General features: G+C 67.3%; 16 protein-coding genes. 9 read left to right on the top strand and 7 right to left on the bottom strand.

The window, feature by feature from the left end:
• Positions 1-40: 40 nt before the first annotated feature.
• The 3 genes from ACSQ2F_RS15930 to ACSQ2F_RS15920 all read left to right on the top strand — a co-directional run bounded on the left by ACSQ2F_RS15930 (position 41) and on the right by ACSQ2F_RS15920 (position 2,876).
• Positions 41-640, top strand: coding sequence for an alpha-ketoglutarate-dependent dioxygenase AlkB (locus tag ACSQ2F_RS15930; protein WP_436024524.1), 600 nt, complete (start codon positions 41-43; stop codon positions 638-640).
• A gap of 295 nt (positions 641-935) precedes the next feature.
• Positions 936-2,102 carry a hypothetical protein gene (locus tag ACSQ2F_RS15925; RefSeq protein ID WP_436024522.1) on the top strand — a complete coding sequence of 389 codons (1,167 nt, stop codon included), beginning with the start codon at positions 936-938 and terminating at the stop codon, positions 2,100-2,102.
• Positions 2,103-2,135: 33 nt separating this feature from the next.
• Positions 2,136-2,876 (top strand): ferritin-like domain-containing protein, encoded by a 741-nt coding sequence (locus tag ACSQ2F_RS15920; protein ID WP_436024520.1) that lies wholly within the window; start codon positions 2,136-2,138, stop codon positions 2,874-2,876.
• A gap of 72 nt (positions 2,877-2,948) precedes the next feature.
• On the opposite strand, the gene hisS is transcribed toward ACSQ2F_RS15920, so the two are convergent.
• The 3 genes from hisS to ACSQ2F_RS15905 form a co-directional block, all read right to left on the bottom strand.
• Positions 2,949-4,274, bottom strand: a complete 1,326-nt coding sequence (hisS, locus tag ACSQ2F_RS15915) for a histidine--tRNA ligase (protein WP_436024518.1) — start codon at positions 4,272-4,274, stop codon at positions 2,949-2,951.
• Between the two features lie 85 nt (positions 4,275-4,359).
• Entirely contained in the window at positions 4,360-4,773 is a 414-nt protein-coding gene (locus ACSQ2F_RS15910; RefSeq protein ID WP_436024516.1) for an Hsp20/alpha crystallin family protein, read from the bottom strand.
• A 40-nt stretch (positions 4,774-4,813) separates the two neighbouring features.
• Positions 4,814-5,263 (bottom strand): Hsp20/alpha crystallin family protein, encoded by a 450-nt coding sequence (locus ACSQ2F_RS15905; protein ID WP_436024514.1) that lies wholly within the window; start codon positions 5,261-5,263, stop codon positions 4,814-4,816.
• Positions 5,264-5,467: 204 nt separating this feature from the next.
• Between ACSQ2F_RS15905 and ACSQ2F_RS15900 the strand changes: the two genes are divergently transcribed.
• The 6 genes from ACSQ2F_RS15900 (at position 5,468) to otnI (ending at position 9,673) form a co-directional block, all read left to right on the top strand.
• Positions 5,468-6,136: a LysE family translocator gene (locus tag ACSQ2F_RS15900; protein WP_436024512.1), complete on the top strand. Its 669-nt coding sequence runs from the start codon at positions 5,468-5,470 to the stop codon at positions 6,134-6,136.
• A gap of 245 nt (positions 6,137-6,381) precedes the next feature.
• On the top strand, positions 6,382-6,741 hold the full coding sequence (locus ACSQ2F_RS15895; RefSeq protein ID WP_436024510.1) for a hypothetical protein: 360 nt from the start codon (positions 6,382-6,384) through the stop codon (positions 6,739-6,741).
• A 38-nt stretch (positions 6,742-6,779) separates the two neighbouring features.
• A complete protein-coding gene (locus tag ACSQ2F_RS15890) occupies positions 6,780-7,556 on the top strand; it encodes a L,D-transpeptidase (protein WP_436024508.1) in 777 nt (258 codons plus the stop codon).
• Positions 7,557-7,711: 155 nt separating this feature from the next.
• Positions 7,712-8,341, top strand: coding sequence for a L,D-transpeptidase (locus ACSQ2F_RS15885; RefSeq protein ID WP_436024506.1), 630 nt, complete (start codon positions 7,712-7,714; stop codon positions 8,339-8,341).
• A gap of 51 nt (positions 8,342-8,392) precedes the next feature.
• Positions 8,393-8,779, top strand: coding sequence for a DUF2845 domain-containing protein (locus tag ACSQ2F_RS15880; RefSeq protein ID WP_436024504.1), 387 nt, complete (start codon positions 8,393-8,395; stop codon positions 8,777-8,779).
• 69 nt (positions 8,780-8,848) lie between these two features.
• A complete protein-coding gene (gene otnI, locus ACSQ2F_RS15875) occupies positions 8,849-9,673 on the top strand; it encodes a 2-oxo-tetronate isomerase (protein WP_436024502.1) in 825 nt (274 codons plus the stop codon).
• Here the strand turns inward: otnI and ACSQ2F_RS15870 are convergent.
• The 4 genes from ACSQ2F_RS15870 to gspE form a co-directional block, all read right to left on the bottom strand.
• Positions 9,612-10,559 (bottom strand): 5'-nucleotidase, encoded by a 948-nt coding sequence (locus ACSQ2F_RS15870; protein WP_436024500.1) that lies wholly within the window; start codon positions 10,557-10,559, stop codon positions 9,612-9,614. The genes otnI and ACSQ2F_RS15870 overlap by 62 nt on opposite strands.
• 91 nt (positions 10,560-10,650) lie before the next feature.
• Positions 10,651-11,649, bottom strand: coding sequence for an AAA family ATPase (locus ACSQ2F_RS15865; protein WP_436024498.1), 999 nt, complete (start codon positions 11,647-11,649; stop codon positions 10,651-10,653).
• Positions 11,650-12,289: 640 nt separating this feature from the next.
• Positions 12,290-13,504, bottom strand: coding sequence for a type II secretion system inner membrane protein GspF (gene gspF, locus ACSQ2F_RS15860; protein WP_436024496.1), 1,215 nt, complete (start codon positions 13,502-13,504; stop codon positions 12,290-12,292).
• Positions 13,505-13,516: 12 nt separating this feature from the next.
• Positions 13,517-14,938, bottom strand: a complete 1,422-nt coding sequence (gene gspE / locus ACSQ2F_RS15855; RefSeq protein WP_436024494.1) for a type II secretion system ATPase GspE — start codon at positions 14,936-14,938, stop codon at positions 13,517-13,519.
• Between the last annotated feature and the right edge of the window lie 3 nt (positions 14,939-14,941).

Here is a 14,941-nt window from a genome sequence, read left to right as displayed (position 1 = left end):
CGATGGTTGCGATCCGTTCGCGGATCCCCATCTGCGCGGGATGGACGGACAGCGGAATCTCTTCGATGAGGACGACGACGGCGGGGGATGGCCGCTTGGCTGGCACTACGAGCCGGCATTCATCGACGAAACGGAAGAGGCCGCGCTGATCGCCGCGGTCGGGCAGCTGCCGCTGGCGCCCGCGCAGTACAAGGGCTACACCGCCCGTCGCGAGGTGCTGTCCTTCGGCAGCCGCTTCGACTTCGACACCAACACCCTGCTGCCCGGCGACCCGCTTCCCGACTTCCTCATCCCGCTGAGGTCGCGCATCGCCGGCTTGGCGGGCGTGGAGGCGCGCTTGTTCGAGGACGCACTGGTGTCCCGCTACGCCGCCGGCACGCCCCTGGGGTGGCACCGCGACGTCCCGGACTTCGAGCTGGTCGCCGGCGTCTCGCTCGGCGGCTGGGCACGCCTGCGGTTCCGGCCCTGGCCTCCCGGGACGAAGAGCCGGCGCCAGGTACTGACGGCCCACGTGGCACCGCGGTCTGCCTATCTGATCGGCGGGCCCGCGCGTTGGCAGTGGCAACACAGCGTGGCACCGACCGACGAGCTGCGGTGGTCCATCACGCTTCGCACGCGCCGTCAGACAACGCCGCGTTGAAAGTCGGGCAGCGGTTTTCGGCACGCGGGTTGCCGCATGGGCAGACCCATTCGAAGGAGTCACCATGCCCATTCAAATCCTGAGCGGCCCGATCGAATAGCCCGCTTTCCTCGTGCGCCCGGCGTTCGCCGATGCAGCGCCGATCGGGCTGCCACTGCGCCCGGAAGCACATCCCGGCAACCGTCCTCGTCGGACGGCGGGACCGGCCGAACCCGGTCGCCCGCGGCACACCGCTTGCCGCGCGGCGTGTCAGTCCAGCCGCCCGCCGCCACCCAGCCCCACACAAGGAGTACCCATGGCACTGAACATTCTCGACAACCGCGGCACGCCGCTCGATCGACAGCGCTTCACCTGGCGCGACATGGTGCAAAAGCCCATCAGCAAGCTCGACGACGATGCCTACACCCGCGTGCACATCATCCTCAACAATGGCCTGGAGATGGAAGCCTTGCGCTTTTCCCACGCTTGCGCGCGGATGAACAAGGCGCTGCAACCCGTGCTGGCTCAACTGCGGCGCGTGGAGCAGCACCAGGCCACCACGATCAACTGGCTGATCGGCGCCGACCACTCACCCCTCGAGACCACCATCGCCTATGAGCAGGTGGCAATCGATGTCACGGCCGGCGTGGCCTTGCGTGAGCCGGACCCGTACCTGGCGCAGGTGTACCGCTTCGGCCTGCTCGAGGACTTCGACCACATGCACCGCTATTCCGCGCTGCTCGACCGCCTCGAGGGCAAGGACGCCAACAACATCCTGCAGAGCTACACCGACATCCTGCCGGGACGCCCGACGGTCGACGAGCACCGCGACCCGCTCGACGACCTGCGCGAACACTATGACCGCACAACGGCGGCGCCCCTGTCCAAGCTGCATGCGCTCACCATCATGGCGGCGGAGCAGCAGACGCACAACTACTACATGAACGTCGGACCGCTGTTCTCCGACCCGATGGCGCGGCTGCTGTACGCCGAGATCGCTTCAATCGAAGAGCAGCACACCACCCAGTACGAGTCGATCATCGACCCGCACGAGTCGTGGCTGGAGAAGTGGGTGTTGCACGAAGCAACCGAGGTCTACAACTACCACGGCTGCGCCATGCAGGAAACCAACCCGCGCATCAAGGCGCTGTGGGAGCGCTTCCTCGACTACGAGCTGGGGCAGCTGCACGTGGCCATCGAGCACTTCCAGAACATCGAGAAGCGGGACGTGGCGGAGATCCTGCCGGCTGTTCTTCCCGACCCGATTCCGATCACCTCGCAGCGCGAGTTCGTGCGCCAGGTGCTGGCCGCGGAGGTGGACTTGCGGGCCGACGGCACGCAGTTCGTCGACAAGGCCCTGGAGAACCCGCGGTCGATCGAGTACCGACGCCACCTCAATTCGGAGGGCTCGCCCACCGAGCTCGTGGCTGGCGGCTACCGCTGGCGACCGGGTACCGAACTCAACGTCGCCAAGGCCGCCTGAGCGCGAACCCCCTACAGATCGAAGGACACACAGATGGAAAACTCTACACAACTGGGCGGCAACAAGACGGGCATTCACATGTCGCCCAAGGACACGGCGGAGATGGAAGCGGGGCTCGAGGCCTTCGGGGCCGTCGACACCAGCGCCCGTGGCGACGTGCAGGTGCGGGCGGACTATGCCGACGAAGCCGACGCCCTCGGTTCCGTTCCGCCACCCGGCACGGTCAAGGGCGTGCTCAAGTCGGGCGTCGACATGATCACCGGCAAACGTCCGCAAGTCCTCATCGACAAGCTGGGCGAACGCCTGGCCTTCGAGCGCGGCGGCGTGCGCCTCTACGAGACGCTGCTGGCCAAGTGCAGCGTGGCCGACGAGCCGCTAGACGCGGCGGACCTGGCGGCGCTGACGCAGTTCCACGACGAGGAAGCGCAGCACATGATGATGGTGGTGGATGCCATTCGGCAGCTGGGGGCGGACCCGACCGCTCAGACACCGTGCGCCGACCTGGTCGGGGTTGAAAGCATGGGACTCGTGCAGGCCATGAACGACCCGCGCACGTCGCTCGTGCAGTCACTCCACGTGATGCTCGATGCCGAATTGCTGGACAACGCCGGCTGGGAGATGCTCATCGACCTGGCCGACCGCTCCGGCCATGCCGACATCGCCAAGCAGTTCGCCGTTGCCTTGCAACAGGAGGCCCGCCACCTGGCTCATGTGCGCGCCCTGGTCGAACGCCTGACGGCCGAGGAGGCCAGCCTGATGTCCGCCATGGCGTGATCGCGGCGGTATCGCGGTGAGACGAGGTGCCTGATGGCACCTCGTCGCCTGTTACGCCGGTCGGCCGAAGCGTCAGGTCGGCAGCCAGTCGGCGCCGACCTCCACCTGCTCGCCGGTGGCCATCGTCTTGACCTGATGCGGTGCGCCATCGACACCGGGGAAGAGCACGTAAGGGATGCCCTTGCGCGAGGCGTAGCGCAGCTGGTTCGGCGTCTTCTTGTCCTCGTGGTACATCTCCACGTTCACGCCGCGCGCGCGGTATTCCGCAGCGACACGCCGCACCATGTCCCGCTCCGCGCCTTGAGGAAACGCCACCAGCAGCTGCGTCGGTGACTTGGGCCCCACCGGCAGTTTGCCTTCCTTCAGCAGCTTCGAGAAGATGCGGGTGAGGCCGATCGACATGCCGACACCAGGCAGCTTCTTGCGAAGGTAGGCCCCTACCAGGTTTTCATAGCGCCCGCCGGAGCACACGCTCGGATAGCCGGGGTAGTCGAGCAGCTTGCCTTCGTAGACCGTGCCGGTGTAGTAGTCGAGGCCCCGTGCGATGGACAGGTCGGCCCAGATGTGGCCGGGCGGAATGTCCTTCATGTGGTCGATGACAAAGCGCAGTTCCTCGATGCCTTCGTCGAGCAACGCCGACTGAACGCCCAGGGCACGCACCTGCTCGACGAAGCCGAGATCGCTGGTGCGGATCTGCGCCAGCGCGACGCACTTGGCAGCGACGTCGTCTGCCATGCCGAGCTGCTCGACCAACGAGCGCTTCACGCCGTCCGCACCGATCTTGTCGAACTTGTCGGCGATGCGGATCGCCTCGGTGATCTGCTCGATGCCCAGGCCCTGGTAGAAGCCCTGCAGGATCTTGCGGTTGTTGACGTTGATCGAAAACGGGCCCACGCCCAGGCCCTGCAGCACTTCGTACACGATGATCGGCAATTCGGCGTCGAAGCTCTTCGACACCTCTTCGTTGTCGATCACGTCGATGTCGCACTGATAGAACTCGCGGAAGCGGCCTTCCTGCGGACGCTCTCCCCGCCAGGCCCGCTGCATCTGGTAGCGCTTGAACGGGAAGACGAGGTCGTTGTAATGCTGGGCCACATAGCGAGCCATCGGCACGGTCAGGTCGTAGTGCAACGCCACCCGAGGCTCGGCATCCTGCGGCGCGTCGTAGAGGCGGCGCAGCGCATAGATTTCCTTTTCGGTATCGCCGCCCTTGGCAGACAGCACCTCGATCTCCTCGACAGCCGGCGTCTCGATGGAGCAGAAGCCGTAGCTCTCGAACACCTTGCGGATGTGATCCATCCACTGCTGTTCGACGAGGCGCGCCTCCGGGAGCCATTCGGTGTACCCGCTGATGGGTTCGGGCTTGTACGGGGCAGGAGAGGTCGACGGCTTGGACATGGAGCGGGCACTTTCGAAGAGGCCCGGGATGTTATCAGCACCGCCCGCCGCCCGGCCGAAGCAGCCAGGGCAGCGGGCCGGCCGATCAGGCGGCCTGCACGGGGATTCGCCGTGGCTGGGCGTGCGCCTGCTTCGGAATGCGCAGGGTGAGCACGCCGTCCTTCATGCTGGCGCTGATCTGCGCGACGTCGAGTTCCCGGCTGAGCGTGAACGCCCGACGGTAGCGCGGCACCCGGACCTCGGCATACACGGGTTCGAGCTGGCCGGGCGTGAGTGGCGCGATGGCCCCCTCGAAGGTCAGTGTGTCGCCCTCGATCTTCAGCTCGAGCTGGTCCTTCGGCACGCCCGGGACATCTGCCAGCAGAGTGATGCCGGCGTCGTCCTCGATCACGTCGACGCGAGGCAGCAGCACCCGCGAATCAGTGCGGTCGGCTGGCGTGGAACCCGTCGTCGCGGATGGCGCGTGACGGGTGTCGTTGCGGGTTTGAACGGTGTTCATGGTGTTCGGCTCCTTTGTCAGCGAGTGAGAGATGAGCGGTTCACTGGATGGCGATGCGCTGCGGCTGCGCTTCCGCGCGCCGTGCCACCGAGACGCGAAGCACGCCATCCTGGTATTTCGCCTCGACGCGGGACGGGTCGATGTCGTCCGGCAGCGTGATGGCACGGCGGAACCGGCCGAATGGCCGCTCGCGGCTGTAAGCGAAGCGGTGTTCAGCCGAACCGGTGTCCGGTGCCGTGCGCTCGCCTGCGACGATCAGCACCCCGCGGTCCAGCGTCAGCTCGAGCGCCGCCGCATCGACCCCCGGGGCGAAGGCATAGATCTCCACGCTCGTCGGCGTGTTGCCCACGTTGATGGCCGGGAAGGCGCCAGGCGCCGCCGGCCGGATGCTGGCGGCCCGACCGCTGCCCATGGTGTCTTCCAGCTGCCGCTGAAGACGTTCCAGTTCGCCGAAAAGCGTGCCCGGGAAGTTCAACATCGTGTCGTTCATGACATCCTCCTTTCAGTGATCAGGGACGGCCGCGGCGGGACGCCGGGCCCGTCGGACACCGAATTGGTGGCAGGCCTGCCGGAATCAAGAGGGGGGCGGCGGCGATGCCGGCATGGTTTGCGCTAGGCTGTGGGCGGTGCCTGGCGGCTGCACAGGCACCAGGTTTCATGCCCCACCCCGTCGCCCACCTGACCACCGCCTTCCATGCTGACCCTCTTCATTTCGGCCTTCCTGTTGGGGCTTGTTTTCAACGCTGCACCCGGTGCGGTGTTCGCCGAAACGGTGCGCCAGGGCGCGCGCGGCGGGTTTCGCCCGGCATTTGCCGTGCAGGTCGGATCGCTGACGGGCGACGCGCTCTGGGCGGTGCTCGGTCTGCTCGGGGTGGGCCTCGTGCTCAAGTTGCGCTGGCTCCAGCTGCCGATCGGCCTGGCGGGTGCGGCCTACCTCGTGTGGCTGGCGGTCGACGCTTGGCGGCAAGCCGGCCGCGAGTTCGTGGTTGCGCCGGCAGCAGGAGGCAGCTCGCGTCGGGCGCTCAAGGCCGGTGTCACCCTGTCGGTGACCAATCCGCAGAACCTGGCCTATTGGGCGGCGGTGGGCAGCGCCATGGGCGCCGTGGGCGTGAGCGATCCGACGCCCCAGGACTACACCACCTTCTTCTGCGGTTTCATGCTCTCATCTCTGGTGTGGGCGTTCTTCTGCGCGTATGCCGTGGGCGCCTTGTTCGCGCGCCTCGGGGATGGCTGGGCTCGGCTCACCTACCGGCTGTGCGCAGCGGCGTTCCTCGCTCTGGCCCTGGGTTCCATGAGGGACCTCGCCGCCCATTGGAGGGCGGAAGCCAGCGCCCCGCCCGCAGCCGTCAGCACCGACCGGTAGCCTGCAACGGGCGGTCGTGGCTTGTTGTGCCGCCATGCCGGCGCAGCCCGCTCCCTGGACGATTCCCGGTGCTGGTACGGGGCTTAAAGCCTGCGCCCGCAGACTGGGCTTGTCCTACAGCACCGTCCGCCGCCTACCGACGGACGTCCACAGTCGTCGCTTCTAAAGTGGTCCTCAGCCGGTTCGAAAGGCCGGTCATCTGTCCCACCCGCTGTGCCTTACGGCACTGAATCAGGAGAAACGACATGAATGCATCCAAGACCCTCAGCTCGATCGCTGCCGCCACCGCCCTCGTGGGCGCCATCAGCTTCGCCTACGCGCAAAGCTCGACCGACAGCTCGTCCACGCCGGCCGCCGACGGCGCCACGCAGTCGCAGCCGATGGACTCCACCTCCACGACGCCTTCGACCACGCCGTCCACCTCGGCTCCGGTCTCGGGCGACACCGGCACCTCGTCGACCACCGGCGCTGGCACCGGCAGCACGTCGACCACCGGCGACACCGGCACGATGTCGAGCACCGGCGACACCGGTACGCTCTCCAGCACGCCTGACAACTCGTCCAACATGGACAGCGAGCGTGCTCCGCAAGCCGACCGCAACTGATGTCGGCTGGTCGCGTGAGCGGCCTCCGGCACTTTGACATGAGCTCCAAGAGTTCATCCCCGCAAGCGATCCTGGACGGCCTCAAACAAGGGGTCGTCTGGGGAGCTGCTGCCCTTGCCGTGCTGCTGCCCCCCGTGGGCGGCGCTCGCACGGCACTCACGCCACCGAGCGCAACGGCCCCCCTGGCCGCTGCACCGCGAATGCCCCGATTCGCCGACTTCGGCATGGAAGTGCCATCGGAAGCGGCACGACACGTCGCCGACTGGGTGGCCGACTCCGGCGACAACCAGCGCATGTCGTTCGTCATCGTCGACAAGCGGGACGCGCGCGTCTACTTGTTCGAGCCCGACGGTCGGCTCCAGGCCGCGACCCCCGTGCTGCTCGGTGCTGCCGCGGGCGACCATTCCGTCGCAGGGATCGGACAACGCCCCATCTCCGAGGTGCGGCCCGAAGAGCGCACCACGCCCGCCGGACGGTTCATTGCCGAGCCGGGACGCAACGCCCAGGGCGAGGACATCGTGTGGATCGACTACGAAGCCGCGGTCTCGATGCACCGGCTCCGCGCGTTGGAGCCGAAGGAGCGGCGGCATGAGCGGCTGGCCTCCCCGACGCCCGAGGACAACCGCATCTCGTACGGCTGCATCAACGTGCCGCCCTCGTTCTACGACGCCTATGTGAAGCCCAGCTTCGACCGGCGACGGGGGGTGGTCTATGTCCTGCCCGAGACCTTGCCGCTGAACGAGGTGTTCGCTGCTTCCTACGACGTGAAATCCAAATATCGCCAGTCCAACGTCACCGCTCGGGCACCCAGTTGAATTCCTCTGAATAGGCGGCAATTTGCCCCGCCTTTCCTGTCGCTGATCAGCGACAGGGTTGATAGCATTTGCACTTCCGAAGCCGGGTCTCGCCCGGTTTTTGTTTGTGCAATGCAGTGGGGCAGGCGATGCGGGTGGGTGCAGTACGGTGGTGGATGGGTTTGACGCTGGCGGTGCAGGCGGTGCTGGGCCATGCGGCTGACACCGAACGCGTCGTCGCTCCAGCACCGGTCCAGGCCTCGGCCGAGACGCGCGCCACCTTGTCGTGGGTGCTGGATGCCGTCGACCACGGTGCCCTGCCATTTGCGATCGTCGACAAGAAGAACGCTCGCTTGTTCGTGTTCCACGGCGACGGCCGCCTGATCGGCGCGTCGCCGGCCCTCCTCGGTTTGGCCCCCGGCGACCACTCCGTCCCTGGCGCCGGGCAGCGCGTCTCGCAACTGGCGCCGGATGAACGCACGACGCCGGCAGGGCGCTTCCGTTCCGAGCCTGGCCGCAATCTCGATGGCGAGGACATCGTCTGGGTCGACTACAACGCTGCCATTGCCATCCACCGCGTCCGACCCGGCGCGGCCCAGGAACGCCGGGAGCAGCGTCTCGCCACGCCGAGCCCGACCGACAACCGCGTTTCGCTCGGGTGCATCGTGGTGCCCGTCGCCTTCTACGACACCGTGGTGAAGCCCGTGCTGGGCCGCCAACGCGGCGTCGTGTATGTCCTGCCCGAAACGCAACCGGCCCAGGCGATGCTGAACGCCCTTCGAGCCGGCGTGCTCAAGGGATCCTGAGCTTCGTTTCGGCGGCTTGCCGAGCCGGCGGGAGCCCGGCACACTGACGTCATGGACCGACGTATCACCTTTCCGAGCATGGGATGGCCCTTGACCCGCCTGGTGCTGCGCACTGCAGCTGGCGCGGCTGCCCTCATGTTCGCCAACGCTGCCTCGGCGGAGTCACTGCGCTGCAACGGAGAAATCGCCAGCACGGGAGATTCGAAGATCTCGGTCATGCAGAAGTGCGGCGAGCCCATGCTGAAGGACACCTTCTGCAAGCCCGTCATGGCCGCCGTGCCGTGGTCGCCGTATCCTGTCGTCCTCCCGCCTCACATCGCACCTTGCGAGCTGGTGGACGAGTGGATGTACGACCGGGGCCCGGGCAACCTCCTCGCCACGGTCCGCTTCCAGCGCGGGGTCGTCGACTCCATTCGCTACGACGGCCGTTCGCGCTGAACCCGGGGTTCCGGTTCCGGGGGCAAGCGGTCGAATCAGCGCCGGCAAGGCGGCGCTATATTCGCCTGCATGCTCCGCTTCGCCGCCAACCTCAGCTTTCTCTATCCGGACCGGCCTTTCCTCGATCGCTTCGAGGCCGCTGCGATCGACGGATTCGATGCGGTCGAGTTCCTCTTTCCGTACGAGTTCCCGGCCGACGAAGTGACTCGCCGCCTGAAGGACAACGGACTGCGCCAGGTCCTCTTCAATGTCTCACCTGGTGATTGGGCAGCCGGTGAGCGGGGCCTGGCTGCGCGACCGGGGCACGTGCTTCGCTTTCGCAGCGCGTTCGAGCAGGCCCTGGCATACGCCCAGGCGCTGTCGTGCCCGCGCCTTCATGTGATGAGCGGTCTGCACGATGGCATTGACCCCGCCGCCCAGCGGGCCCTCTACATCGACAACCTGGCCTGGGCGGCGGAACGCGCCGCGCCGCACGGCATCGACCTACTCGTGGAGGCCATCAATCCGCGCGACATGCCGGGCTACCTCGTGAGTCGCCAACGGGAAGCGCACGACATCGCTCGGGCCACGGGCGCAGGCAACGTGAAGGTGCAGCTGGATCTTTACCACTGCCAGATCGTGGAAGGCGACCTGACGATGCGCCTTCGCAGCGACCTCCCGGGCGGTCGCGTCGGGCATGTGCAACTTGCCGGGGTCCCCTCGCGCCAGGAGCCTGATGCAGGCGAGCTGAATCTCACCCACTTGCTGGACGAGATCGCAGCATCCGGCTACGACGGCCACATCGGTTGCGAGTACCGCCCGCGGGGCGACACGAGTGTCGGGCTCGAATGGCTCAGGCAGTATCGGGCACGGTCGGCAGCGGCGGCACGGCCAGCATCGCCTTCAGGTTCGTGACGCCCGAGGCCACGTGTCCGGACGGCACGTGGGCCGACGCATTCTCGATGTGACCGGTCTGGTCGTCGAAGAAGAAGTCCGGCTCGAACTCGCGCAGGAACGCGCCCTTGGGAAGTCCCCCGAGGAACATCGCCTCGTCGATCTCGATGTCCCACTCCATCAGCGTGCGGATGGCCCGCTCGTGCGCCGGTGCGCTGCGCGCGGTCACCAGGGCGGTGCGGATGCGCATGCCGGACGATGCCTTCTCCTGGAGCAGTTTCAACGCGTCCAGCAGCGGCTTGAAAGGACCTGCGGCCAGCGGGATGCCCGCGCGATCCACCTCGTGCGCCTGGAAGGCATCGAGGCCGGCGCGCTGGAACACCTGCTCGGCCTCGTCCGAGAACAGCACGGCATCGCCATCGAAGGCAATGCGCACTTCGTTCGGGTGCGCGTCCGACGCGCGGGCCGAGTGGGGAAACACCCGAGCGGCCGGGACGCCCGCCCCGAGCGCCGAACGCACGTCCGCTTCGTTCGTGGACAGGAAGAGGTGGGCATTCAGGGGGCGGAGGTAGCGCCAGGGCGACTCGCCCCGGGTGAACACCCCACGCTGGATCGGCATGCCGTAGTGGCGCGCCGAACGAAACACCCGCATCCCGGAGACCGGGTCGTTGCGCGAGAGGATCACCACCTCGACCGACGGTGATGGCGGGACGCGGTTGAAGCTCAGCAGCTTGTTGACCAGGGAGAAGGCGACGCCAGGCTTGGCCGGCAGCTCCACCCGTTCGAGCTGCAGTTGCATGTAGGCCCGGTCATCGCGCGCCTCGAACAACTGGTTCTCTTCCTCGAAGTCGAACAGGGCACGCGAAGAAATGGCGACGACGAGCTGGTGGTCGAGTGTGGCGGGCATGGGCACATCGTAGCGCCAAGGCCGGCAGACCGGCCAACCATGGCGGATTGCAGGAGGGGCGAGACGAGCAAGCGGCTGTTGCCGCCGCCGTTCACTGCATGAATCCGATGGGTGAACGCCTGGCCCCGGTGTCCGGCAGATCGCGCGGGTGCACCTGCCCTCGGCCATCGAGCTTGGCGTTGCCGAAGGCCGTCATCCAGGCACGCCGCATGTCGCGCGGCGCCATCTCGCTCATGCGGTCGAGCACATCGGCGCCTGGTTCCTCGTCGAAGCGGCTGCCCCAGCCGTGGTCCGCGCGGATGCTCCGATACAGCTTCGCGGCGATCTGCCGGGCCTGGTCGCGATCGGGGGCCATGACGTCGTAGACGTTCATGCGGTTAAGGATCGGGTCGGGGATGGCGCGTGCATCGTTGGCCGTCGCGACCCAGATGACCTGGCTCGCGTCGATCGGCACTTCGGCAAACTCGTCGATGAAGTTGCCGGCGGTGTCGTGCTCGAGCAGGCTGTAGAGGGCGCCCAGGGGATCGTAGGCATGCTCGCCGCCCGCCTTGTCGATCTCGTCGACCACCATCACCGGGTTGGCGTACTGGCCCTCGACCAGCGTCTCGAACACCTTGCCGGCCCGCGCGCCTTTCCATTGGCTGGACGCCCCCGACAGCACCCAACCGGCTGTCATGGAACTCATCGAGATGAACCCCATGCCGGTGCCGAGCAGTTGTGAAAGTGCTCGCGCGAAGTGCGTCTTGCCGATGCCCGGCGCACCGAGAAGCAGCAGCGGGGTGATCTCGAGTGCGTCGCGGCTGTCTTCGCAGAGGGCCAGCTGCCGCTTCACATCGTCCAGGACCTGGGCGAAGTTCGGCAGGTCCTCGTACAGGTGCTCCATCGCCGGCAGGCCGGCGGGCTTCACCTGGAAGCGATCCGGGCCCTTCTCGATCATGCGCTCGTAGGTGGAGCGCAGGCTCTCGTGCTCCTTCTCGGGGAGACGATCGAGCTTGCGCCCGACGTCGTCGACCCGATAGACACTGCGCATGCGGGCGATCGGAATGCCCCCTCGCGAAGAAACCGTGACCAGATCGTTGGATGTGCTCATGCAACCTCCTGAACCAACCATGACTCATTCAACCACGCCCCGTCGCCAGGGCGCTTCCTGAATAACCCATAAAAGAAGCCGCATCTCACACAGCACGCCGCGTGCCCGCTGCTTGCGGTGACGCGGGTGCTGAAGTCCGCCCGCCGAGGATTGGCAATGGGCGTGGGCCCGAGTGGGCTCGTCTGCAAGCTGTGCGTCTGCGGCACGGCCGCGCCGGGTCTCGGCCCGGCAGCCGAGTCCCTTTCTGGTGCGCCAGAAAGGAACCAAAGAACGCTGTCAACACCAGCTTCAGCTTATTCGTATCGTTGGTAATGTGAAGGTCTTACGCGCGGTGAACGCCGAGGACCGGAGCACGCCAGGACGTCTCTCCAAGTCTGCTTGATCAGAAGCTCTTGTGTTCGGGCGCTCGATCGAAAACCCCGCCCCCCGCGCTGCGGCGGCCGGCCCTCGTGCCAAGGCCGTGCCGCCGAGCCCAGCAAGCGAAGCGAAGCGCCCCTCCAGCCACACGCGAGTCCGGGTCCCCCGGACGACCCGTGGCGCCCCCTGGGGGCAGGAGCGACGCGACTGGGGGGCCAACATTCCAGCCGGGCGACCCGTGGCGCCCCCTCGGGGGGGCAGGAGCAACGCGACGTGGGGGGCCCTATTTCACCCAGGTATTGAGCTGAATGATCGGCAGCAGGACGGCCAGCACGATCACCATCACGACGCCGCCCATCACCACCATCAGGAGGGGTTCGAGGATGGTGGCCATCTGCATCGACCGACGCTGGACTTCCTGGCCGAGCTGTCCGGCCGCACGGTCCAGCATCTCCGGCAGCTTGCCGGTCTGCTCACCCAGGCGGGCGAACATGGCCAGCAGGCCGGGGAAGCGCTTCTTGCCGGCCATGGCCGAGGCGAGCGGGGCGCCTTCGCGGACCTGCACCAGGGCGTCGAGCGCGTCGGCCCGCATGGCGCGGTTGGACAGGGTCTCGGCCGCGGCCTGCAGTGCCTTCAGGATGGGAACGCCGGCGCCCGCCAACATGGCCAGGGTGCCGGCAAATCGTGCGGCGTTGTAGCCTCGCGCGAGGCGGCCGAACAAGGGCATGTTCAGCAGCCCGGCATCGAACTGGATGCGGAACGCCTCGCTGCGCAAGGCCAGCTTGAGCAGAGCACCCGCGCCGACCAGCGCCAGGGCCAGCAGCCAGCCGTAGCTGCGCAGGAAGGCGCTCAAGCCGAGCATGGCCGAGGTGAGGAAGGGCAGGGCGCGCTTGGAATTGACGAACACCGAGGCAACCTGCGGCACCACGTAGGTGACGAGGAAGATGACGATGATGACGGCGATCACGGACACGATCGCCGGGTAGAGCGTGGCGCCCATGAGCTTGCCGCGCAGCGCCTGGCGCTCCTCTAGGTCATCGGCCATGCGCTCGAGCACGCGGCCGAGCGCACCGCTCTGTTCACCGGCGGCGACCACTGCACGGTAGACGTCGTCGAACTCGCGAGGCGCGCTGGACAGCGCGCGGGCGAAGGGCGAGCCGGAGTTCACTTCGCTGCGCAGGTGCGCGACGAGTTCACGCTGTCGCGGGTCTTCCGCTTCCTCGCTGAGGAGCGTGAGCGCGCGCTCGAGCGGCAGACCGGAGCCGACCAGACCGGCGAGCTGCCGTGTCCACACCGCCAGATTCGTCGAGGTGAACACCTTGCGCGACATCGACAGACCGCTGGTCTGCGTGCCGGCACTGACCACCTGGGTGACGTCGAGCGGAACGAGCGACTGCGCACGGAGCTGGGCCCGTGCCGCCTTGACGTTGTCGGCCTCGAGCAGCCCGGTGGTGGACTTGCCGGCGCTGTCGAGCGCCTCGAACTTGTACGCGGGCATCTGCGGTGGGCCTTACTCGCGTGTGACGCGCAGCACTTCTTCGGGCGAAGTGATGCCCTCGGCGACGAGGCGGTCGCCATCTTCCCGCATGGACCGCATGCCGCCGAGGCGGGCGGTGGCGATGAGTTCGCTTTCGGGGGCCTTGTTGTGGATCAGGGCCCGCACGCGGTCGTCGGCCACCATGAGCTCGTACACGCCCGTCCGGCCCTTGTAGCCGCTGTGGCCGCACTCGGCACAGCCCACCGGGTGCCACTGGCCCTTGCCGTCCTGGATCTTGCAGTGCGGGCACAGTTTGCGCACGAGCCGCTGGGCCAGCACGCCGAGCAAGCTGGAGCTCAGCAGGAAGGGCTCGATGCCCATGTCGGTGAGCCGGGTGACGGCGCTGGGGGCGTCGTTGGTGTGGAGCGTTGCCAGGACCAAGTGACCCGTCAGTGACGCTTGCACGGCGATCTGGGCGGTTTCGAAGTCGCGGATCTCGCCGATCATGATCACGTCCGGATCCTGGCGCAGGATGGCGCGCAGGGCCTTGGCGAAGGTGAGTTCGATCTTGGAGTTCACCTGCGTCTGGCCGATGCCGGCCAGTTCGTACTCGACGGGATCCTCCACGGTGAGCACGTTGGTCGTGGCGGTGTCGACGCCGGCGAGCGATGCATACAGCGTGGTCGTCTTGCCGGAGCCGGTCGGCCCGGTCACGAGCACGATGCCGTGCGGCTGCTGGATGAGCTTGTCGAAGCGCGAAAGCGTGGCGCCCCCCATGCCCAGACCTTCGAGGGTGAACTTCGACTCGCCCTTGTCGAGCAAGCGAAGCACCGCGCGTTCGCCGTGCGATGAGGCAAGGGTGGAGACCCGCACGTCCACCGCCCGGCCCCCGATACGCAGGGAGATGCGGCCGTCCTGCGGCAGGCGCTTCTCCGAGATGTCGAGCTCGGCCATGATCTTCAGGCGCGAGATGAGCGCCGCATGCAGGGCTTTGTTCGGCTGCACGACCTCTCGCAACGTCCCGTCGACACGGAAACGCACCGAGCTGGAACGCTCGTAGGGCTCGATGTGGATGTCGCTCGCACCATCCTTGGCCGCCTGGGTGAGCAAGGCGTTGAGCATGCGGATGATGGGCGCGTCGTTGGCCGCCTCGAGCAGGTCTTCCACCGCGGGCAGGTCCTGCATCATCCGGCTCAGGTCCACGCGGCTCTCGACTTCGCCGATGACGGTGGCCGCGCTCGACTCACCACCCGCATAGGCGGCGGCGATGCGGTTGGCCAGCGTGGACGCCGACTCATGCTCCAGCGTGTCGACCGAGAACAGCCGCAGCACCTCGCCGAGGGCGGAGAGCGACACGTTCTCGGGCGCCCAGAGCATCAGGCGCTCGCCGTCGTCCTCCAGCAGGAGGGTGTGGGCCTTCGCATAGGCGTAGGGAAGGGGGTGGCGGGCTCCCATGGC

The sequence above is a fragment of the Rhizobacter sp. LjRoot28 genome (assembly GCF_964253025.1).
GTDB lineage: Bacteria > Pseudomonadota > Gammaproteobacteria > Burkholderiales > Burkholderiaceae_C > Rhizobacter.
The sequence above is the reverse complement of the archived record's forward strand: the minus strand, read 5'-3'. Positions and strand labels throughout refer to the sequence as shown.